The organism is Bradyrhizobium sp. JHI2711, assembly GCF_056156565.1.
The window spans coordinates 1,066,400-1,088,710 of sequence record NZ_JBPZPT010000003.1; the positions used below are offsets into that span (position 1 = coordinate 1,066,400).

General features: G+C 65.0%; 18 protein-coding genes. 6 read left to right on the top strand and 12 right to left on the bottom strand.

What is annotated here, in order from left to right:
* The first annotated feature begins 92 nt into the window (after positions 1–92).
* Complete coding sequence (locus ACTEK7_RS27295) at positions 93–1,280, top strand: pyridoxal-phosphate-dependent aminotransferase family protein (RefSeq protein ID WP_225148697.1); 1,188 nt, start codon at positions 93–95, stop codon at positions 1,278–1,280.
* A gap of 167 nt (positions 1,281–1,447) precedes the next feature.
* On the opposite strand, the gene ACTEK7_RS27300 is transcribed toward ACTEK7_RS27295, so the two are convergent.
* Together ACTEK7_RS27300 and ACTEK7_RS27305 are read right to left on the bottom strand one after the other, a co-directional pair.
* Positions 1,448–2,554, bottom strand: a complete 1,107-nt coding sequence (locus ACTEK7_RS27300; RefSeq protein WP_225148698.1) for a hypothetical protein — start codon at positions 2,552–2,554, stop codon at positions 1,448–1,450.
* Complete coding sequence (locus ACTEK7_RS27305; protein WP_225148699.1) at positions 2,554–3,990, bottom strand: MBOAT family O-acyltransferase; 1,437 nt, start codon at positions 3,988–3,990, stop codon at positions 2,554–2,556. The genes ACTEK7_RS27300 and ACTEK7_RS27305 overlap by 1 nt, the downstream gene beginning before the upstream one ends.
* A 341-nt stretch (positions 3,991–4,331) precedes the next feature.
* On the opposite strand from ACTEK7_RS27305, the gene ACTEK7_RS27310 reads away from it, so the two are divergent.
* Positions 4,332–6,431, top strand: a complete 2,100-nt coding sequence (locus ACTEK7_RS27310; RefSeq protein WP_225148700.1) for a S9 family peptidase — start codon at positions 4,332–4,334, stop codon at positions 6,429–6,431.
* Positions 6,432–6,528: 97 nt separating this feature from the next.
* Here the strand turns inward: ACTEK7_RS27310 and ACTEK7_RS27315 are convergent, their stop codons facing one another.
* Positions 6,529–7,248, bottom strand: coding sequence for a ribonuclease activity regulator RraA (locus ACTEK7_RS27315; protein WP_057030285.1), 720 nt, complete (start codon positions 7,246–7,248; stop codon positions 6,529–6,531).
* 144 nt (positions 7,249–7,392) lie between these two features.
* Positions 7,393–9,132: an L-arabinonate dehydratase gene (gene araD / locus ACTEK7_RS27320; RefSeq protein ID WP_225148701.1), complete on the bottom strand. Its 1,740-nt coding sequence runs from the start codon at positions 9,130–9,132 to the stop codon at positions 7,393–7,395.
* A gap of 251 nt (positions 9,133–9,383) precedes the next feature.
* Between araD and ACTEK7_RS27325 the strand changes: the two genes are divergently transcribed.
* Positions 9,384–9,803, top strand: coding sequence for a response regulator (locus tag ACTEK7_RS27325; RefSeq protein WP_225148702.1), 420 nt, complete (start codon positions 9,384–9,386; stop codon positions 9,801–9,803).
* A gap of 64 nt (positions 9,804–9,867) precedes the next feature.
* Positions 9,868–13,386, top strand: a complete 3,519-nt coding sequence (locus ACTEK7_RS27330) for a PAS domain S-box protein (protein WP_463671692.1) — start codon at positions 9,868–9,870, stop codon at positions 13,384–13,386.
* A gap of 156 nt (positions 13,387–13,542) precedes the next feature.
* Here ACTEK7_RS27330 and ACTEK7_RS27335 read toward each other — a convergent pair whose 3' ends face one another.
* Positions 13,543–14,178, bottom strand: a complete 636-nt coding sequence (locus ACTEK7_RS27335; RefSeq protein WP_026202588.1) for a response regulator transcription factor — start codon at positions 14,176–14,178, stop codon at positions 13,543–13,545.
* A 149-nt stretch (positions 14,179–14,327) separates the two neighbouring features.
* On the opposite strand from ACTEK7_RS27335, the gene ACTEK7_RS27340 reads away from it, so the two are divergent.
* Positions 14,328–14,630: a hypothetical protein gene (locus ACTEK7_RS27340; RefSeq protein ID WP_036015912.1), complete on the top strand. Its 303-nt coding sequence runs from the start codon at positions 14,328–14,330 to the stop codon at positions 14,628–14,630.
* A gap of 21 nt (positions 14,631–14,651) precedes the next feature.
* On the opposite strand, the gene ACTEK7_RS27345 is transcribed toward ACTEK7_RS27340, so the two are convergent.
* From ACTEK7_RS27345 to ACTEK7_RS27375, 7 genes are all read right to left on the bottom strand, one after another.
* Positions 14,652–15,155: a response regulator gene (locus ACTEK7_RS27345; protein WP_036015910.1), complete on the bottom strand. Its 504-nt coding sequence runs from the start codon at positions 15,153–15,155 to the stop codon at positions 14,652–14,654.
* Positions 15,156–15,296: 141 nt separating this feature from the next.
* Positions 15,297–15,614: a hypothetical protein gene (locus ACTEK7_RS27350; protein WP_036015908.1), complete on the bottom strand. Its 318-nt coding sequence runs from the start codon at positions 15,612–15,614 to the stop codon at positions 15,297–15,299.
* A gap of 2 nt (positions 15,615–15,616) precedes the next feature.
* Positions 15,617–16,495, bottom strand: coding sequence for a CheR family methyltransferase (locus ACTEK7_RS27355; RefSeq protein ID WP_225148704.1), 879 nt, complete (start codon positions 16,493–16,495; stop codon positions 15,617–15,619).
* Between the two features lie 61 nt (positions 16,496–16,556).
* Positions 16,557–16,943 carry a response regulator gene (locus ACTEK7_RS27360; RefSeq protein ID WP_036015905.1) on the bottom strand — a complete coding sequence of 129 codons (387 nt, stop codon included), beginning with the start codon at positions 16,941–16,943 and terminating at the stop codon, positions 16,557–16,559.
* A 31-nt stretch (positions 16,944–16,974) separates the two neighbouring features.
* Positions 16,975–17,448, bottom strand: a complete 474-nt coding sequence (locus ACTEK7_RS27365) for a chemotaxis protein CheW (protein ID WP_057030291.1) — start codon at positions 17,446–17,448, stop codon at positions 16,975–16,977.
* 32 nt (positions 17,449–17,480) lie between these two features.
* Positions 17,481–20,285 carry a hybrid sensor histidine kinase/response regulator gene (locus ACTEK7_RS27370; protein WP_474809959.1) on the bottom strand — a complete coding sequence of 935 codons (2,805 nt, stop codon included), beginning with the start codon at positions 20,283–20,285 and terminating at the stop codon, positions 17,481–17,483.
* 404 nt (positions 20,286–20,689) lie between these two features.
* A complete protein-coding gene (locus tag ACTEK7_RS27375) occupies positions 20,690–21,112 on the bottom strand; it encodes a response regulator (RefSeq protein WP_225137449.1) in 423 nt (140 codons plus the stop codon).
* A gap of 395 nt (positions 21,113–21,507) precedes the next feature.
* Between ACTEK7_RS27375 and ACTEK7_RS27380 the strand changes: the two genes are divergently transcribed.
* Positions 21,508–22,218, top strand: coding sequence for a Crp/Fnr family transcriptional regulator (locus ACTEK7_RS27380; RefSeq protein ID WP_225137428.1), 711 nt, complete (start codon positions 21,508–21,510; stop codon positions 22,216–22,218).
* Positions 22,219–22,311: the final 93 nt, after the last annotated feature.

Here is a 22,311-nt window from a genome sequence, read left to right on the forward strand (position 1 = left end):
CATTTTGCGCGCTTTTCTCGGGACGCGCCGGCACGTAAAAGCATGATTCAGCGACCCACCATCCCGTTCTCAGGCAATAAGGACCGATAGCAATGACCGTTCGCGCGGGCCGGGAGTTTCTGGCCATCCCCGGGCCCACCACGATGCCCGACGAGGTGCTGCGGGCGATGCACCGTCCGGCGATCGACATCTACTCCCAGGAGATGCTGGATCTCACCGAGAGCCTGCTCAGCGACATCTCCAAGCTGTTCGCGACCAAGGGCAAGTCCTACATCTACATCGCCAACGGTCACGGCGCCTGGGAAGCGGCGCTGAGCAACGTCCTGTCGCGCGGTGACAAGGTGCTGGTGCTGGAGAGCGGTCGGTTCGCGATCGGGTGGGGCAACGCGGCGGCGCTGATGGGCGCCGAGGTCGAGGTGCTCAAGGGCGATTGGCGCCGCGCGGTGCGGCCGCACGAGGTCGAGGAACGCCTGCGCCGCGACAAGGAGCACAGCATCAAGGCCGTCGTCGTGGTCCAGGTCGACACGGCCTCCGGCGTGCAGAACGACATCGAGGCGATCGGCAAGGCGATCAAGGCGAGCGGCCATCCCGCACTCTACATGGTCGATACCGTCGCCTCGCTCGGCTGCATGCCGTTCAAGATGGACAAATGGGGTATCGACGTCGCGATGTCCGGCTCGCAGAAGGGCCTGATGACGCCGCCCGGCCTCGGCTTCGTCGCCGCCAATGCGCGCGCGCTCGAGGTGCACAAGAAGGCCAACATGTCGACGCCCTATTGGAGCTGGAGCGAGCGCGAGGGCACCGAGAATTATCGCAAATATGCCGGCACCGCGCCGGTGCATCTGTTGTTCGCATTGCGCAAGGCGATCGACATGCTGCACGAGGAAGGCCTGGAGAACGCCTTCCGCCGCCACAGCCTGCTCGGCGAAGCCGCCCGCCGCGCGGTCTCGGTCTGGTCGGAAGGCCAGGTGCTCGGCTTCAACGTGGCCGAAGCCAGCGAGCGCTCCAACACCGTGACCACGGTGACGATGAGCAACGGCCACGATCCGGCGGTGCTGCAACGCTATTGCAAGGACAAGTGCGGCGTCGTGCTCGGCACCGGCATCGGCGATCTCTCCGGCCAAGCCTTCCGCATCGCCCATATGGGCCATGTCAATGCGCCGATGCTGCTCGGCACGCTCGGGGTGATTGAGGTCGGGCTGAACGCGCTGAAGATCCCGCACGGCAAGGGCGGGCTGGAGGCGGCGGTCGCGTATCTGGGCGAAGAGGTGGCGGTGTAAGTCGCGCGCGCGCCTCTTCCTTCTCCCCTTGTGGGAGAAGGTGGCGCGAAGCGCCGGATGAGGGGTTCTATCCGCGATTCCCGACTGCCAGGACTCGCGGATAGAACCCCTCACCCGTCTCGCCGCTATTCGCGAGCCACCCTCTCCCGCAAGGGGAGAGGGGAAGATCAGCGCTCCACCCGATACGCCTCCACCTGTGCCTTCAGCTCATTCAGCGGCGCGAGCGGCGCTTTCGGGTCGACGCGGTGCTCCCCGCTTGCCAGCCATCTCAGCACCATCGCGTCCACGGCCGGCGAATGGTGGATAACGTCGCTGTAACTGTTAAGATCGTGCGTCACCGCCTTGAGCGCGCGGAAATCGTGCAGGCGGACGTTGGGCAGTTGCGTCAATCGCTGCGCAATGTGCGCCGTGAGATCGGTGACGACCTTCAGCGTTTCGGGCGAGGCATCGCGCATCGCGACGAATTGCAGGATCGAATAGGGCGGGAGGTAGATGTCGAAGGTCACGTCGGGGTGGCGCGCGATCAGGCCGACGGCGTCCTGCTCGAAATGCCGGACCATGGCTTCGTAGCTGTAGCCTTCGCCGAGGAAGCGGCTGCGTACGGGGCTGGTAATGTAGGCAAAGGCGGCAAGCGTCTTCTTTGCGTTGTAGTCGCGCGCGACGTCGAAATCCCGCGGCAGGGCGTAGATGTCGTCGACGTCTGACAACGCAAACTTGACCGGCAGATAAGGCGACGCCCGGGTCAGCGGCTCCCGCAGCAGCGGGACGGACCGCAGCAGCGCGAACACCGATTCCTTCGCCATCGCCGCGCTGAACAGATAGGAGGCGATGCCCTTGGCGGTTCGGCGATAAAGATCGACGGACAAATAAGGGTCGGTCTCGATGTCCGCGGCATCGATGAAGATGAAATCGTCCATTTCCCAGATCACGCGCCTTGCGCCGCGGTCGATCGCCTGCTCCAGCACGAAGGCCTGCTGACGCGAGTTGGAGCCGGTCATCGCTAGCTTGAGCGAGCGGACACGAAGCGCGCGATCGATGTCGCTCTGGCGGAAATGGATCGCAAGCGAGGTGCCCATGAAGGCGGTGTCGAACGGCTGGCTGCTGATCAGCCCGGCATTCTGCACGCGCGTGTCCTCCGAGTAGAAGGCCGGGACAAGGCGCGAGGGGCGGAACAGCTGCAGGGGATCGACGATGAAGGTGAGCGCCGCGGCGCTCAGTACGCAGGCCACGCTCGCCAGCAGAAGACGCCCGAGATTGGTGAATGCGCCCTGCATCAGAATCGGAAATAGATGAATTCGCTGTGGCTCTGGATGCCCAGGAAGCCGAAGGCGAGCAGCAGCGAGGCCGCATAGAGCACCAACGGCCGCGTGCGCCCTGCCCGCAAGGCCTCGCCGACCTCGCGGTTGCCGTGGTCGTATCCGATCAGCGCTTGTGTGTTCGGCGCCAGCCACACCAGCGCCGCATAGATCGCGACTTGCACCAGGGCCGCGATCTCCTCGCGGCCGAGCACGAGGTTCGAAGGGGCAGCCATGGCGTGGAGCACCCGCAATGCCCAGGCGACGCTCTCGGCACGGAAGAACACCCAGGCGATGACGACAGCGAGGAAGGTCAGCACGACGCCGGCGATGCGAGCTGGGCGTGCAATCAGCGGCGGACCGTTCGGCACCAAGGCATTGAAGGCATGATTGACGCAGAGATAGGCGCCATGCAGCGCGCCCCAAATGACAAAAGTCCAGGCCGCGCCGTGCCAGAGCCCGCCGAGCAGCATCGTGATCATCAGATTGACGTAGCGCAGCACGCGGCCTCTGCGGTTGCCGCCGAGCGGGATGTAGAGATAGTCGCGCAGGAATTGCGACAGCGTCATGTGCCAGCGCCGCCAGAATTCGACGATGCTGGTGGCCTTGTACGGCGAGTTGAAATTGACGGGCAGGAAGATGCCGAACAGCAGCGAGATGCCGATCGCCATGTCGGAATAGCCGGAGAAGTCGAAATAGAGCTGGAAGGTGTAGGCGAGCGCGCCAAGCCAGGCCTGGTCGAAGCTCGGCGAGCGCGCCTCGAAAGCGAGCGCGACCAGCGGCTGGATGCCGTCGGCAAGGCAGGTCTTCTTGAACAGGCCGATCGCGAAGATGATGACACCGCACAACATGAGATGCCCGTCCGGGCGCTTGGTGTCCTCGTGCTCGAATTGCGGGATCATGTCCTTGTGATGGAGGATGGGCCCCGCAATCAGATGCGGGAAGTAAGTCACGAACAGCGCGTAATGCGGCAGCGCATAGGCCGCGACCTGGCCGCGATAAGCGTCGACCAGAAACGCGATCTGGGTGAAGGTGTAGAAGGAGATGCCGACCGGCAGCAGGATGTGGAGCGCGACATCCGTGCCGAGCAGCGCGTTGACGTTCTCCGCGACGAAGCCGGCATATTTGAAGATGCCGAGCATGAGGAGATCGCCGACGACGCCGAGCGCGAGTGCGGCCTTTCGTTGCGGGTGCGTGAGCTCCGCCACGATGAGAAGATGGCCGACGCCGTAGTTGAAGGCGATCGAGAGCAGCAGAAGGGCGACGAACTGCCAGCTGCCGATCGCGTAGAAGGTGATCGAAGCCAGCGCCAGCCAGACCACCGGAGCCAGATTGCTGCGCCGGCCGAGCCGGAAATAGCCGGCGAGCACGACCGGCAGGAACAGCAGGATGAACGCATAGGAATTGAACAGCATCGGGCTGGACCGGCGGCGGGATATTGCCCCTCAAAGCACACAAGGGGCCGATCAACAACCCGGCAGCATGGGCGGTCGTGCTGGCAATCCGCGGAATCGGAACGATATAAGGTGGGACACGGCGAGCCGCTTTTTCTTCTCCCTCTCCCCGTTCTTACGGGGTCGGGACGAGCTGCGCTCGCCCTGAGAGGGTCGGGGTGAGGGGCCCGTCTCCGCAGGCGAGATCTGTCGAGGGGCCTGTACCCCCTCACCCGGAATTTGCTCTCGCAAATTCCGACCTCTCCCCGCAGGCGGGGAGAGGTTAAGAGGCGACGCCGCGACACGTAGTTGATGAGGACCGAGTGACCCAAGCCAAGACGCCTTCGAAGCCCCCCGTCGCCCCGCGCCGGCCGCATTCCTTCACGCGGCACGGCATCACCGTAACTGACGATTATGCCTGGCTGAAGGACGCGAACTGGCAGGAGGTGCTGCGCGATCCCGCCGTGCTCGATCCTGATATCCGCAAATATCTCGACGAGGAGAACGCCTACACCGAGAGCCTGCTCGGCCACACCTCGGGCCTGCAGAAGACGCTGGTGCGCGAGATGCGCGGGCGGATCAAGGAGGACGATTCCAGCGTGCCGTCACCGGATGGGCCGTTCGCCTATTTCCGCAGGTTTCGCGAGGGCGGGCAGCACGAGCTGTTCGGCCGCATGCCGCGCGACGGCGGCGACGGCCAGATCGTGCTCGATGGCGACACGCTCGCCAAGGACCACCAATATTTCAAGTTCGGCGGCAGCCGCCACTCCTACGATCACAAGCTGCAGGCCTGGAGCGCCGACACCAAGGGCTCGGAATATTTTTCGATCCGCGTCCGCGACTGGGCGACGGGAAAGGACCTCGACGATCTCGTCGAGGAGACCGACGGCGGCGTGGTCTGGGCTGCGGACTGCAAGAGCTTCTTCTATGTGAAGCTCGACGACAATCACCGCCCGATGCAGGTTTGGCGGCACAAGCTCGGCACCAAGCAAGCCGACGACACGCTGGTCTATGAGGAGCAGGATGCCGGCTGGTTCACCCACCTGCATGAAAGCACCAGCGGCCGCTTCTGCGTCATCGCCGGCGGCGATCACGAGACTAGCGAGCAGCGGCTGATCGATCTCGCCAATCCCGAGGCGCCGCCGCGCCTGGTCGCTACGCGCGAGGAGGGCGTGCAATATTCGCTCGCCGACCGCGGCGACGAACTTTTCATCCTCACCAATGCCGACGACGCCATCGACTTCAAGATCGTCACCGCACCGCTTCACGCGCCCGAGCGCAAGAACTGGCGCGATCTAATTCCGTATCGGCTCGGCATCTACATCATCGACCTCGATCTCTATGCCGGCCATTTGGTGCGGCTGGAGCGCGCCAATGCGCTGCCGTCGGTCGTGATCCGCGATCTTGCATCAAACGAGGAGCATGCCATCGCCTTCGACGAGGCCGCCTACTCGCTCGATACGATGGGCTCCTACGAATTCGACACGACGACACTGCGCTTTGCCTATTCGTCGATGACGACGCCGTCGGAAGTCTATGATTACGACATGGTCAAGCGCACGCGCGTCTTGCGCAAGCGGCAGGAGATTCCGTCAGGCCATGACCCGGCCGACTACGTCACGACCCGCATCATGGCGAAATCGTATGACGGCGCCGAGGTGCCGGTCTCGATCCTCTATCGCCGCGGACTGAAGCTCGACGGCGCAGCGCCACTGTTGCTCTACGGCTACGGCTCCTACGGCATGGCCATGCCGGCCTCGTTCAGCGCCAACCGCCTGTCGCTGGTCGACCGCGGCTTCGTCTATGCCATCGCCCATATCCGCGGCGGCGCCGACAAGGGCTGGGGCTGGTATCTCGACGGCAAGCGCGAGAAGAAGACCAACTCGTTCGACGATTTCGCCGCCAGCGCCCGCGCGCTGATCGATGCGAAATACACCAGCGCCAAGCGCATCGTCGGCCATGGCGGCTCGGCCGGCGGCATGCTGATGGGTGCGGTCGCCAACCGCGCCGGCGAATTGTTCGCCGGCATCGTCGCGGAGGTGCCGTTCGTCGACGTGCTCAACACCATGCTCGATGACACGCTGCCGCTGACGCCGCCGGAATGGCCGGAATGGGGCAACCCGATCGAGAGCGAGAAGGATTTCCGCACCATCCTGTCGTACTCGCCTTACGACAACGTCGCGGCAAAGGAGTATCCGGCGATCCTGGCGATGGGCGGGCTTACTGATCCCCGGGTCACTTACTGGGAGCCCGCCAAATGGATCGCGCGCCTGCGCGCAACCATGCGTGGGGGCGGCCCGGTCCTGCTCCGCACCAACATGGGCGCCGGCCACGGCGGCGCCTCGGGCCGCTTCGACCGGCTCGACGAAGTCGCGATCGTGTATGCGTTCGCGCTGTGGGCGGCGGGGATGGCGGAGGCGTGACGTCGTAGCCCGGATGGAGCGGAGCGCAATCCGGGACTCGCGCAGACATCAAGACTGTTCCCGGATTACGCTCCGCTCCATCCGGGCTACGAGAGCGCTACCGCCCGTTCTTCTTGCGCCATTCCGCGAAATCGGTGAGCGTCTGCGGATCGGTGGCGGGATAGAGACCGAAGATGCCGCGGCCCTTGCCGACTTCCTCGGTGACGAAATCCTCGAACGCGGTCATCTCGAAGGTTTCGTTGGCGATCTCGTCTGCCAAATGCGCGGGGATCACGATGACCCCGTCGGCATCGCCGAGGATGACGTCGCCGGGAAACACCGGCGCATCGCCGCAGCCGATGGGCACGTTGATGTCGATCGCCTGATGCAGCGTCAGATTGGTCGGCGCCGAGGGACGATGGTGGAAGGCGGGAAAGCCGAGCCTTGAGATCTCGGCGGAGTCGCGAAAGCCGCCGTCGGTGACGACGCCGGCGACGCCGCGCTTCATCAGCCGCGTCACCAGGATCGCGCCGGCCGAAGCCGCGCGCGCATCCTTGCGGCTGTCCATCACCAGCACCGCGCCCGGCGGGCAATCCTCGACCGCCTTGCGCTGCGGATGGGAGCGGTCCCTGAACACGTCGATAGTGTTGAGGTCCTCGCGCGCCGGCATGTAGCGTAGCGTGAAGGCCTCGCCGACCATGGCCGGCTGATCCGGGCTCAAGGGACGGACATCCTGGATCATCTGGATGCGCAGACCGCGCTTGAACAGCGCGGTGGCGACGGTGGCGGTAGAGACGGATTTGAGTTTGTTGCGGGTGGCTTCGGTGAGTTTGGTCATGTCGTGCTCTCTCTCGTTCGTCATTCCGGGGCGCGCCACTTGGCGCGAGCCCGGAATCCATACTCCCTATCGTGGTTATGGATTCTCAGGTGCGCAATTGCGCACCATAGCCCATCGCTTCGCGATGTCCCGGAATGACAGGTGCTAGTAGATGGACGGCTCGCCGATCGGCGCGCCGAAATCGGTCTCCAGGAAGTCGAAGTCGCAGCCGTCATTGGCCTGCTTGATGTGCTTGGTGAACATCCAGCCATAGCCGCGCTCGAAGCGCCGCGCGGGCTGCTTCCAGGCGGCGCGGCGTTTTGCGAGCTCGGCCTCGCTCACATCGAGATTGATGGTGCGCGCAGCGACATCGAGCGTGATGCGGTCGCCGTTCTGCACCAGCGCCAGCGGGCCACCGATATAGGATTCCGGCGAGACGTGCAGGATGCAGGCGCCGTAGCTGGTGCCGCTCATGCGCGCATCGGAGATGCGCACCATGTCGCGCACGCCCTGCTTCACGAGTTTTGTCGGGATCGGCAGCATGCCCCATTCCGGCATGCCCGGTCCGCCCTGCGGCCCCGCATTGCGCAGGATGAGAATGTGATCCTCGGTGACGTCGAGGTCGGGATCGTCGACCGCTTTTTTCATGGACGGATAATCGTCGAACACCAGCGCGGGGCCGGTGTGCTTGAGGAAGCGCGGCGCGCAGGCGGAGGGTTTTATGACGCAGCCGTCGGGCGCGAGATTGCCCTTGAGCACGGCGAGCGCGCCCTCCTTGTAGATGGGATTGTCGATACCGCGGATCACGTCGGCATTGTAGACCTCGGCGCCCTCGATGTTCTCAGCCACCGTCTTGCCTGTGACGGTGATGCAGTCGAGATGCAGATGCGGCTTGATCTGGCCCATCAGCGCCGGCAGGCCGCCGGCGTAGAAGAAGTCCTCCATCAGGTACGCATCGCCGCTCGGGCGGACATTGGCGATGACGGGCACCTTGCGGCTGGCCGTCTCGAAATCGTCGAGACCGATGTCCTGGCCGGCGCGGCGGGCCTGCGCGATCAGATGGATGATGGCGTTGGTGGAGCAGCCCATCGCCATCGCGACCGCAATGGCATTCTCGAACGCTTTGCGGGTCTGGATCACCTTCGGCGTCAGATCCTCCCACACCATCTCGACGATGCGGCGGCCGCATTCGCTGGCCATGCGGATATGGTTGGCGTCCGCGGCGGGGATTGAGGAAGCGCCCGGCAGCGTCATGCCGATCGCTTCCGCAATGGCGGTCATGGTCGAGGCGGTGCCCATGGTCATGCAGGTGCCGTAGCTGCGGGCGATGCCGGCCTCGATGTCGAGCCAGTCCTTGTCGGAGATCTTCCCGGCGCGGCGCTCGTCCCAATATTTCCAGCCGTCGGAGCCGGAACCCAGCGTCTTGCCCTTCCAATTGCCGCGCAGCATCGGGCCTGCCGGCAGATAGATCGCCGGAATGTTCATCGAGGTTGCTCCCAGCAGCAGCGCCGGCGTGGTCTTGTCGCAGCCGCCCATCAGCACCACGCCGTCGACGGGATGGCTGCGGAGCAGCTCCTCGGCGTCCATCGCCAGCAGGTTGCGATAGAGCATGGTGGTGGGCTTGAGCAGCGATTCCGAGAGCGACAGCGCCGGCAGCTCCAGCGGCAGGCCCCCCGCCATCAGGATGCCGCGCTTGACGTCCTCGACGCGCGACTTGAAGTGCATGTGGCAGGGTTGCGCGTCCGACCAGGTGTTGAGGATCGCGATGATCGGGCGGTCCTTCCACTCCTCCGGCGCGTAACCCATCTGCATGGCGCGGGAGCGATGGCCGAACGAGCGCAGATCGTCGGGCGCGAACCAACGCGCGCTGCGGAGCTGGTCGGGCGTCTTTTTCTTGTTGGTCATCTCTTTCCTTGTCCGTCCGGAGGATTCCCTGCTCTTCTCACAGGCCATCCATCCCGGGCAAGGCGCTGGGCGGGCGGGAGGCGGGCCTCTGCTATGCACTCAGGCGTGCATAGCGGCAGTGCAGCGCAACACAGCGGCAGCTCCGGCCGAAGTGCTTGCCGGCAGACAAGAATCCGCGCAACAATTTCGAGTTGATTGGCTTGATTTGCGGTTGGTGGGACTAGCCCCGCCGACTCCGGAGGATTTCAGGCGTGGCCAACATCCTGATCGTGGATGACGATCCGGCCGTCCAGTTCACCATCCGGCTGCTGCTGGAACGGGCGGGTCATCACGTGACGGTCGCCGAGGATGGCCGCAAGGGGGTGGCGCTGTTCGAGGCCAGCCGGTTCGACCTGCTGTTTCTCGACATCTTCATGCCCGGTATGGACGGACTGGAGACGATGCGTCACATTCGGGCGCTGGCCCCGACCGTTCCGATCGTCGTCATCTCCGGCCGTTCGATCACGCCGGATGCCTATGCGGAGCCGGACTTCCTGAAGATGGCGACCAAGCTCGGCGCCGTGGCCAGCCTGCAAAAGCCGTTCCGGCCCGATGCACTGCTTGCCGTGGTCGCAGATTGCCTGAAGGCCGACGCGCCAGAGGGGTCCGATGTCCGCTCCGGCCGCCGATGACAAGAACGCCTCTGCTGCAAGCCAAAAATGGCGCAGCGATGCGGCAGGTCCGGCGAAACTCCCCATGCGAGCAGCAACGACGCTGGCCACGCGGCTGGCCCTCGCGATGATCCTGCTGGTTGCGGTCACCGTGGCCGCAGTCGGATGGTTGGGCTATCGCAACACCACACAGGCCGTCATTCCGCGGGTGCTGGAGCGGGTCGAAGCCCAATCCCGCCTGCTTGCAACCAATCTTGAATCCTACGTTGCCGGCGTACGCGGTGATCTGGTCGGCTATCGCGCCGCAGCGGCAATCAACGGCCTGATCCGGGCTCATGCCGGCGGCGGGATCGATCCTGCCGACGGCGTCTCGCAGCAGACCTGGCGCGAGCGTATCGCGGCGCGGCTCGCGGCCGAGATCGACGCCAAGCCCATCTACGGGCAGTTCAGGATCATCGGCGTCGACGACGACCAGCGCGAGCTGGTCCACGTCGATCGTTCGGGTCCCAACGGAGCAGCCCGGATCGCTCCGGACAGCGAATTGGAGCGCAAGAGTGGCCGCGCCTACTTCCAGGAAACCATACGGCTCGGGCCCGGCGAGATCTATGTGTCTCCCATCGAGCTCGCGACCCGTCAGGGGGGAACGACGGCGCCTCACGCGCCGACTTTGCGCGTGGCGATGCCGCTGTTCACGGCCGACGACAAGCCGTTCGGCATCATCGTGGCCAATATCGACATGCGCCCGGCACTCGAGCGGGTCCGCGCGGCGACAACCTCGGGCGGAGAGATCTACGTCGTGAATGCGCGCGGCGACTATCTCGTCCATCCGGACCGGACGCGGGAGTTCGGGTCATCGCGGGGCCATCCGACCGATTGGCGCAAAGACCTTCCGTTCTTGTCAGAACTGGCCGGCACGTCGGACGTGGCCACGCGGGTCACAACCGACGAGGCGGGCCGGACGAGCGGCGCGGCATTCGTGCCGTTATCGCTTGCGGGCAAGGAATGGGTCGCCATCGTCGCGACTGTTCCCCCGTCCGTGTTCGGCCGCGTGCCGGCCGCCATTCAAAAAACGTCCCTGCTCGTCGGCGTGCTGGCTGTTCTCGCCGCGGCTGCGCTCGCGGTGCTGCTGGCGCGCTCGTTGACCCGCCCGATCGGGCGTCTGACGGAGGCGGTGCAGGCCATCGGCAGCGGACGTCCCGCGGAGATCCCCGTCGATGCTAGCGGCGAGACCGGCGTGCTGGCCCGGGCCTTTGCGCGGATGGTGGAGGAGATGCGCGCGAAAACGGCCGCGCTCGAACGCGAGATCGAGGAGCATCGCCGCACCGAGGCCGCGCGGAGCCATCACGCGGCGCGCGAGAACCTGTTCAGTGCCGCGGTGGAATCGTCCGACGATGCGATCGTCATGCAGACGCTCGATGCCATCATCACCGGCTGGAATCCGGCCGCCGAACGCCTTTACGGCTATACGGCGGAGGAGGCGATCGGCAAGCCCACCTCGATCATCGTCCCGTCCGACCGCCGCGAACAGGGCAAGGACTATCTGCGGCGGATCGCGCGGGGCGAGCCGATCGAACGCTTCGAGACGGTCCGCCTGCGCAAGGACGGCACGCCGGTCGAGATTTCGCTCGGCCTGTCGCCGATCAAGGGACCGTCGGGCGAGATCATCGGCGCGTCCGGAAGCGCGCGCAGCCTGACCGAGGCGCGGCGCGCCGAGCGGGCGCTGCAGCACCAACTCGAGGAGCGGCGTCAGATCTTCGAGACGTCGCAGGATCTGATCATGGTCATGGACGCGCGGGGTCATGTCGCGCAGATCAGCCCGAGCAGCGAGACCATTCTCGGCTATCGGCCGGACGAGATGATCGGCCGCAGCGGCGCCGACTTCATCCATCCCGATCACCTGGAGCAGTCCCGTGCCGAGATGCGGGCGATGCGACACGGCGAGCGCGTCAGGCTGGCCGACACCCGCTGCTACCACAAGAACGGGCACGAGGTCTGGCTGTCCTGGCTCGGCAGTTGGTCCGAGCGCGCCAAGCGCTTCTTCTTCGTCGGGCGCGACATGACGGAAGCGCGGCTCGCGCAGGAATCGCTGCTCGAGAGCGAGCGGCTCGCCCGCAACATCGTCGAGACCTCGCTCGACGCCTTCGTCCAGACCGACGAGACCGGAAGCATCCTGAACTGGAACTCGCAGGCGGAACAGCTGTTCGGCTGGCGCCGCGACGAGGTGCTCGGCAAGAGCACGATCGACCTCATTGTCGCCGAGAGCGAACGTGGCCGGGTCCGAGCCGGCCTGAAACGCTTCCTCGAAGACGAGGGTGGTCGGACGCTGAACCGCCGCCGCGAGCTGATGTGCCGCCGGCGCGACGGCAAGGAATTCAAGGCCGAGTTGAGCGTCACCGCGCTGAAGCGGCGCGAGGGCCTGCTGTTCAACGTCTTCTACCGCGACCTCACCGACAAGATCGCCGCCGAGGAGCGCATCCGCCATGCCGAGAAGATGGAGGCCGTCGGCCAGCTGACCGGCGGCGTGGCGCATGACTTCAACAACATTCTCACCGTCATCACCGGGACGATCGAAATTCTCGCGGAGGCGGTCGCCAAGGAGCCGCAGCTCGCGGCGATCACCAAGATGATCGACGAGGCCGCCGCGCGCGGCGCCGACCTGACCCAGCACCTGCTCGCCTTCGCGCGCAAGCAGCCGCTCCAGCCGCGCGAGATCGACATCAACTCGCTGATCGTCGACACCGCAAAGTTATTGCGTCCGACGCTCGGCGAGCAGATCCAGATCGAATCGGTGTTCGAGGACGAGAATTGCGTCGCCATCGTCGATCCCAACCAGCTCACCACCGCGATCCTCAACCTCGCGCTCAATGCGCGCGACGCCATGCCCGGCGGCGGCAAGCTGATCGTGGAGACTGGCGCCGCCTATCTCGACGAGGTTTATGCCAGCGCCAACGACGTACCGCCGGGGCACTACGTGCTGATCGCCGTGAGCGACACCGGCACCGGAATCCCTGCGCACATGCTGCCACGGGTGTTCGATCCCTTCTTCACCTCGAAGGGACCCGGCAAGGGCACCGGACTCGGGCTTTCGATGGTCTACGGCTTCATCAAGCAGTCCGCAGGTCACATCAAGATCTACAGCGAGGAGGGGCACGGCACCACGATCAAGATGTATCTGCCGCCCGGCAAGACGCCGACGGCGGTCGGCGAGGGCGTGACGCCGGCGACGATCGAGGGCGGACACGAGACGATCCTGGTGGTCGAGGACGACCGGCTGGTGCGCGACTACGTCCTGGCGCAATTGCATTCGCTGGGTTACGTCACGTTGCAGGCCGCGAACGCCGCGGAGGCGCTCGCGATCGTCGCGGCCGGCAAGCCGTTCGACCTTCTGTTCACCGACGTCATCATGCCAGGCAAGATGAACGGACGGCAGCTTGCGGACGAGCTGATGAAGACGCGCCCGGATCTCAAGGTGGTCTACACGTCAGGCTATACCGAGAACGCGATCATCCATCACGGCCGGCTGGATGCCGGCGTGGTGTTGCTGGCCAAGCCCTATCGCAAATCGGATCTGGCGCGGATCATCCGCAAGGCGTTGAGCGGGTGAAGGCTCTCGTGTCCCGGACGCACTGCGGCGCGTAAGCGCTGCTGTGCAGAGCCGGGACCCAGAACGTTGAGCCCTGAAGTTGGAAAGATGGGCCCCGGCTCAGCGGCGCATCATGGCATGATGCACCGCGTCCGGGGCACGAGACAGAAGCACCGCCTACGACGCGCGCTGGGCTGCGGTCATCACGATGCGGATCAGGTCGGCGGCATTGCGCGCGCCGAGCTTCTTCATGATGTTGGCGCGGTGGTCCTCGATGGTGCGCGGACTGATGCCGAGCGTGCGGCCGGCCTCCTTGTTGGAGGCACCGGAGGCGAACTGCTCCAGCACCTCGCGCTCCCTGCGCGTCAGCGGCTCGCGGCCGGGGAAATGCAGCGAGCCGAATTTCGGCGACGCGTTCTCCGCCTGCCTGCGTGCATAGGCACCGATCGCCTCGTCGAGACGGCCGACGATCTCGCTGCCGCGGAACGGCTTCTCGATGAAGTCGAGCGCGCCGCTCTTGATCGCGCCCACCGCCATCGCGATGTCGCCCTGCCCGGAGATCATGAAGATCGGCGCAGGATAATCCTCGCCGTGCAGCTCCTTCAGGATGTCGAGACCCGACTTCCCGGGAATATTCACGTCGAGCAGGATTGCAGCCGGCGTGCGGTTTCGCGCCACGGAAAGCAGCGCTGCACCGTCCGCAAAACAGATCACCTCATAGCCCGCCGCCTTCAACACCATCGACAAGGTGTCGCGAACGGCAGGGTCGTCATCGACCACGAAGATTTCACCGCGAGAGCTTTGTTCGGCCATGTGCCACATCCGGTTGGCATGAAGGACTCGCGTCCGCGCCAATCGTTATGGCGCTCGGCGCGGATTCGGCCCACCCGTATTTGTACGGGACATGGACTTAACGCACAAGTAGCGGCATGGCGCCTAATTGCATTGGACGGAGAATATCCATGCTAAATTTGGCCGACACGCCGCCTCCTGTCGCAACGTCCGAAGTCGAGAGCCGTGAGCTGATTGCGGCGGACCTTCGTTTACTGATCGCACAGATCGAGACCAGCATGCGCCGGATCGCCGCAGCCATGGATCAAGAACACGGCAGCGATCCGGAAGGTTCCGCAGATGTCGTCTTGCTCGACGACGTCACGCCCCGCTACGCCAGCGCGAGCGCGGCCCTCAATGTCTGCCGGGCGGGCCTCGGCCACGCCCTGCAATGTCTATCGGAATCCGGCAACGCGGCCGGAAGCCGCGTCTGACCGTATGGCGGCTCCGCAAGCTCAGGCGCGGTGCCGTTCCACGATCGCGTCGGTGGCGACACCACCCCAGGTGTGAATCGCCGGCAGGCCCATCGCGGTCTTGCCGAGATTGGCGAGGCTGATGCGCAGCGCCGCGAGATCCAGCGGCTTCGGCAGGCTCTGGAGCTCGATGCCGACCGAACGGGCGAAGCTGCGGGCGGCACTGCGGCGCTTGCCGTCCATGCCGCTGATGACGATCACGGAGCCTGCAAACTTCGCGCTCGCCATCTCGCGCAGCACGTCGACGCCGTCGCCATCCTCCAGCACGAGATCGAGCGTCACGCAGTCGAAGCGCGCGGCGCGCAGCTTCTCGATCGCGTCCGCCACCGATGGCGCCACAGTGACCTCGTGGCCCGCCTGCTTGGCCGCGACCGTGATCAGGCGGCGCTGCGTGGCGTCGTCATCGACCACCAGGAGCTGAAGTGCACGCCGCTCGGCGCCGTCGGGCAGGTTTGACGAGATCGGGGAAAGAGAACTTCTGGGCATTGCCGTATCCTGGGATTGAGAGCGTCAATGGATACACGGCTCGCGCTGAAGCCGCGTAAAGCTGCCGCGAGCAATTGACTCGGAAACGTTCAGCAAATGTGAAGCAAAGTGCGGGAAAGCGCAGCGACGGCGGCGGCGAGATCAGGCCGCGGCGTCGTGGCCACCGGCCGCACCGCGCTTCTTCCGGTTCTTGCCGCGCAGGAACTGGATGTCCATTTCGGCGCCGTTGACACGGACCAGCTCGCAGCGACGATAGGCGAGACCCGTGGACGACAGCAGCAGAAAGAACTCCTTCAGGTTCAAGCCCTGGATCGAGCCCTCCACCGTGAGAACCGCGTCGGTGTCGGAGATCGCGTTGAGCTTGCAGTCGCGCCGCCAGGTGCCGTCGATGGCCATGATGCAGACATCATAGCCGCGGCTGAAGGTCACACGCTCCGCGCCCTTGCCATCCTCGGCCATGATTATCGTCCCGCCATCGCCGCCATGCGCGGCGCCGCACCGGCGAGAACCGGCTTGGCCGCGGCCGCGCGCGCATCATTTGGCTTGTAGAGGCCGCGCCGCTCCGGAATCGGCCGGAACGTGTCGGTCAGTCCAACCACGGTCTCGGCGGCGCCGAGCACCAGAAAGCCGTCGGGCTCGATCTGGCGCGCCAGGCGGTTGAAGATGTTGATCTTGGTGTCCTGATCGAAATAGATCAGCACGTTGCGGCAGAAGATGACGTCGAAGGTGCCGAGCTGAGCGAAATCGTGCAGCAGGTTGAGCTGGCGGTGCTGGATCATCGCCCGCAATTCGGGATTGATCTGCCAGGTCTCACCGGTCTGCCTGAAGTATTTCACCAGCATCTGGATCGGCAGGCCGCGCTGCACCTCGAACTGGCTGTAGACGCCGGCCTTGGCCTTCTCCAGCACCTCTTGCGACAGGTCGGTCGCGATGATCTCGACGCGCCAGCCGGTGAGGGCCGCGCCCATCTCCTTCAGGCACATCGCCAGCGAATAGGGCTCCTGCCCGGTCGAGCCGGCGGCACACCAGATGCGCACGCTGCGCTTGGCCGCACGCGCCTTGATGACCTCCGGCATGATGTGGTCGCGGAAATGATCGAACGGGACCTTGTCGCGGAAGAAGAAAGTCTCGTTGGTGGTCATGGCCTCGACCACTTCGGTGATCAGCTGGCGCGAGCCGCCTTGCAGCTTCTGCACGAGTTCGGCGATGCCGGAGAGCCCGGCCTTGCGAGCCAGCGGCAATAGGCGGCTTTCGATCAGATATTGCTTGTCTGCGGACAGGTCGAGACCGGAATTATCCTTCAGGAACTTACGCAGGTACTCATACTCGGTCGGGGTCACGGATGGCCTCTCGAAAGCTGTACTGGAACACTCTGGCCCAAGCGCTTTGGGCCTGACACACTCAGACCATGACTTGTCCGACCGGGATCAAACCAACTTCAGCGAACTTGTCGGCGATGATGTCTTTGTCGAAGGGCTTCATGATGTACTCGTTGGCACCGCCGCTGAGCGCCTGAGCGATGTGAGCCACGTTGTTCTCGGTGGTGCAGAACACCACTTTCGGCTGGTCGCCGCCTGGCAGGCGGCGCATGTGGCCCATGAACTCGAAGCCGTCCATGACCGGCATGTTCCAGTCGAGCAGCACCGCGTCGGGCAGCTGCCGCTGGCAGATCTCGAGCGCCTTCGAGCCGTCTTCGGCCTCGGTGACCTCGAACTCCAGACCTTCCAGGATCCGGCGCGCGATCTTGCGCACCACGCTGGAATCATCGACCACCAAACACGTCTTCATTTCTGTTCTCCGGCTTCGATGTTTCGTTGGCTCAGGCGGCCATTTGCGTCTTGGTTTCGAGCTCGAGGACGCGGTCGACGTCGAGGACGACCATGAGCTGGCCGTCGAGGCGGTGGACGCCGCCGGCGAGCTTGGCCATGCGGGGGTCGAGGTTGACGGGGTTTTCTTCCTTGCCGTCCTCGGGCAGGCGCAGCACCTCGCCGATCTGGTCGATCAGGAGGCCATAGGATTCGCCGCGCAGGTCGACGCCGACCGCCATCGCGGTCTTGCCGTCCTCGTCCTTGGGCAGGCCGAGGCGCGAGCGCATGTCGACCACGGTGACGATGCGGCCGCGCAGGTTCAGCACGCCCGCGATCTCGCGCGAGGCCAGCGGCACGCGGGTGACGCGCTCGGGCATGAACACGTCCTGGACGCGGGAGATCGGCAGCCCGAACAGCTGGCCGCCGATCATCGCGGTGACGTATTCGACCATGGCGCCTTCAGCGGACTGGGTCTTCTTGCTCATTTCAGTGTCTCCTGGTCCATGCCGCTCAAGGTTTAAGCCGCGGCCGCCCGGCTCAGCTCGGAGGCGCCGGCGGCGCCCGCGGTCTGCTCCTTCAGCGCCGCGATCAGGCCGGGACGGTCGAACTTGGCGACGTAATCGTGGAAGCCGGCCTGACGGCCGCGCTCGATCGCCGCCGGCGACACCAGCGCCGACAGGCCGATGATCGGCGTCGCAGCGAGGTTGTTGTCGGAGCGGACGACTTCCGCGAACTCGAACCCGTTCATGTCGGGCATCTCGATGTCGGTCAGGATCACGTCGAAGTTTTGGGCGCGCAGTGCCGCGAGGCCCTCCTGCGCGGTCGGCGCGGTGCGGACGCGGTAGCCGGCCGCTTTCAGCACCGGCGCCAGCATGTTGCGGAAGAAGGCCGAGTCGTCGACCAGCAGCACCGACTGCGAATGCAGCGACGGCTTCATCTCCTTGCGGGTGAACCAGTCGGCGAACGCCATCGGCAGGAAGTGGCCGACGTCGATCACCTCGGTGGCCTGGCCCTTGATCACGGCCGAGCCGAGAATGCCGGAGGAGGAGCCGCCGACCTCGATGTTGAGCCGTTCCTCGACGATGTCGATGATCTCGTCGACGACGAGGCCCATGGAGCGGCCGTCGTCGGCGAACACCAGGATCGGCTGGGCGCCCTGGCTCGCAATGGTGACGCCTTCCATGGCCACCAGCGGCATCAGCTGCTCGCGGTACTGCACCATGTAGCGGCCGTTCGAGAACTCGATCTTGTCGGCGGGCAGCTCTTCCAGGCGCGTGACGAGGCCGAGCGGAACCGCCTTGGGCTGCGACGAGCCGGCGCGGAACACCAAGAGCGAGGTGGTCTGCTCGCCACTTCCGATGTGATGGCCGGCCGCTTCGTCACCCATGCCATGGGCCGAGGAGCCGGCGGCGCCGAGCGCCTTGGCGATGCCGTTGGGATCGATGATCATGATGACCGCGCCATCGCCCAGAATGGTGTTGCCGGAGAACATGTCGATGTGACGCAGTTTTGTCGACATCGGCTTGACCACGATTTCTTCGGTGTGGAACACGCCATCGACGACGATGCCAAAGGTCTGGCTGCCGACTTGCGTCACCACGATGAAGCCGTTCTCGGGATCGGAGGCCGCGCCGTCGTCGATCTTCAGGAGCTTCTTCAGATGGATCAGCGGCAGCAGCTTGTTGCGGAGCCTGAGGACCGCGGTGTCCTTGATGCGCTCGATGCGGTGCTCGGAGTTGGCGCGGGCGCGGACCAGCTCGACCACCGAGAGCTGCGGGATCGCAAAGCGGTCGCCGGCGGCTTCGACGATCAGCGCCGAGACGATGGCGAGCGTCAGCGGGATCTTGATGGTGACGGAGCTTCCTTCGCCGGCCACGCTCTTGATGTCGATGGTGCCGCCGATCTGGTCGATATTGGTGCGGACCACGTCCATGCCGACGCCGCGGCCCGACACCGAGGTGATGGCAGCGGCCGTGGAGAAGCCCGGCGCGAAGATGAACTTGTGGATCTGGGCTTCGCTCATCTTCTCGAGCTCGGCCTCGCTGACGAGACCGGACGAGAGTGCCTTGGCCTTGATCTTCTCGGTGTTGAGGCCGCGGCCGTTGTCGGCGATGCAGATGATGATGTGGCCGCCCTCGTGATAGGCGGACAGGCGAATGGTGCCCTGCTCGCCCTTGCCGCTGGCGAGGCGCTCGGCGGGGGTCTCCAGGCCATGATCGGCGGAGTTGCGCACCATGTGGGTGAGCGGGTCCTTGATCAGATCGAGCACCTGGCGGTCGAGCTCGGTGTCGGCGCCGTGCATCTCGAGCTCGATCTGCTTGCCGAGTTCGGATGAGAGGTCGCGGACGATGCGGGGCAGCTTCTGCCAGGCATTGCCGATCGGCTGCATGCGCGTCTTCATGACGCCTTCCTGCAGCTCGGCGGTGACGTTGGAGAGGCGCTGCAGCGGCACCTTGAACTCGGTGTCCTCGTTGCGGCGGGAGATCTCCAAGAGCTGGTTGCGGGTCAGGACCAGCTCGGAGACCATGGTCATCAGGTGCTCCAGCGTATCCACGTTGACGCGGATCGACTGGTTGGCGATGCGGTCGCCCTCGCCCGCCATCTCGTCGGCCATCGACTTCTTCGGCGCGGCCTTCTCCTTGGGCTTTACGGCTTCCTTCGCCACGGGGGCTTCAGCCGCGGGCTCGGCCTTTGCCTCAGCCTGAGCAACGGGCGCCGGCGCTTCGACCGCGGTCTCGCGGAAGGCGCGCTCGAGCTCGTCGAGCGAAACCTCGCCCGGACGCAGCGGGCGCTCCAGGGTCTGATCGACCAGCGTGCCCATGGTCATCTCCTTGGCGGGGGCGGCGGCAGCGGCGGGCGCTTCCGGCACCAGCGGCGGCGCATCGGCAACGGGGGCCGCAGTGCCGGCAGTCGGCATCGGCTGCGCCGAGCCTGACATGGCGGCCATGCCCTGCTCGACCATCGCTTCCAACTTGTCGATGAGATCGCGGTCGTTCCCCTCCGGCTCGGCCTCGGTCGCCTCCAAGCCAGCCAAAATCTCCTTGATGCGGTCGATCGAGGACAGGATCACCGTCACCGCCTCGGCAGTCACAGGCATGCCGTCGCGGAATTTGCCCATCAGGGTCTCGCCGGCATGGGCCAGCGCTTCCAGCCGCGGCAGGCCGAGGAAGCCGCAGGTGCCCTTGATGGTGTGGACCAGGCGGAAGATGTTATCCAGGATCTTGGCGTTGTTCGGCTCCTGCTCGAACTTCACCAGCTGATTGTCCACGGTGTCCAGGCTCTCGCTGGTCTCCGTCAGAAACTCCCGCAACAGATCATCCATGAGCTACGCCTTACTGACCCGGGCCGCAAACGCGACGTCCGAGCCACCCTTGGCACGGACGGACGCCCTATTTTGGATCGTTAGACATCCCCTTTCACAGTCCCGTTAATTTCATCCTCCGTGCTACTACGGATTTTGAAGAGAAGTTTGCGGTTCTGCCGCGTGTTGCAGCGCTTTTCGGCAAAACCATCCCCGCGCCGCAACGGCGGGAGCCGCGCGGTAAACGAGCCACTAATCGCGCGACGCGGCGTGCGAGAAAGTCCTGCTCGTGAAGAACGATAGAGGCGGTCGAGGCAAGCCGGCCGCGCCCTCGTCGCGCGAGTGCTTGGGCGTTGCCGGATCTAGGCGGTCCACGCTCGACGTAAACGAAGCGTTACCCCGCGGGGAAAGCGGCTCGTGTCGCGCTAACCGAGCTGCACGGCCGTGGCAATGTCGGAGCGGGGGCGAGGCTCTGCCAGGCAATCGTTGATGGCGGCGAGCAGCGCGTGCGGCGTGAACGGCTTGCGCAGACAGCGCGCGGCGCCGAGCTCCAGCGCCATCCGCAGGGAGTCCGGCGCGGGCGAGTCCAAATTCGCGAAGGCGTAGCCGGACATCGCGATCAGCGGAATGACCGGAGCCCGGTCGTGGAAAATCCGGATCGATTCGAACCCGCGCATGTGCGGCATGAAGATGTCGATGATCATCAGATCGAATTGCTTGTGCTCGAGGGCGCGCAGTCCGGCTTCACCACCGTCGGCGATCGTCACCCGAAAATTGTTGCGCTGGAGGTAAACCTCGATGGCCATGCACACCATCGGGTCATCGTCGACGACGAGAATATGGCGCAGATCGTCTCGCCCGGATTGAGCTTCCCGTTCCGGCGATTCAACAATCGAACCGTGGGGCACGCCTTTCTCCTTTGCTTTCGATGAGAGATGAAACTAACATTTTTGCGGACGCGGTCGAGGCGACGCGAGCCCGCCCGATGGCCAGCGCGACTGCAATGCCTTCCGGCTCCTGAGGCCCCCTTGCCGCTTTTTCCCTGCGCAATCGTTGCAGGACGGCCGCCTCGTCAACGAATCAGCGTGCGCTACTTAATTCCGCCGCAAATGAGACAGGCTGTCTGCCCTCTAACGGGTATATGGACGACACCACAACCTTTAGATTAGTATTTGCGCGCCGTGCAACTGAGTGACGAAGGCCGCCGCGCCCAGCGTCCATCGAACCCGCCGGATTAACCTGCATGACCGTGAGCGGCCGCCCGCCCAACCAGCTGCTGCAACTGCTCGATGCCGCGGATTTCGATCTGCTGCGTCCGCACCTCGCGACGGTTGAAATGGTCAGCAAATCTGTCGTGGTCGAGATCGGCACTGCACCGAGACATGTCTACCTCCCGCATGGTGGATGCGTTTCGATCAGGGTGAGCCTGTCCGAAGGACAGACGATCGAAATTGCGATGCTGGGCCGCGACAGCGTCGTGGGGGCCGGTGCGGCCCTTGCCGACGGCATCTCGCCGATGGACGCGGTTGTGCTGTTCCCAGGAGCTGCTTCCGTGATCGAAATCGGAGTTTTCCGCGCGGTCGCGACCGCAAGCGCACGCCTCCGCAAGCTGATGGTCCGCCACGAGCAGGTCATGCTCGCGCATGTGCAGCAATCGCTGCTCTGCAATACGCTGCATCCGGTCGAGGCTCGGCTCGCGCGTTGGCTGCTCCGCGCCCACGACCTGTCCGACGGCCAAATCCTGCCGCTGACCCAGGAGGCGCTGGCGCAGATGATCGGCGCCCGCCGCAACGCGATCTCGCTGGTCGCGCATGCGCTGCAGCGCGCCGGCATCATTCGCTACAGCCGCGGCCAGATCGAGATCATCGATCCCAAGGCGCTGCTGGCGACGTCCTGCGGCTGCTATTCGGCGGTGAAGACCCATCACCTGCGCCTGATGGGAGTCGTGGCGTGACGGGAGCACGATGCGATCTCTGTGTTCCGACGTGCACGCAGCGTCGGTGCATCGCCAGGGCCGGACAACTTGTCTCAATTGCCAATATATCCC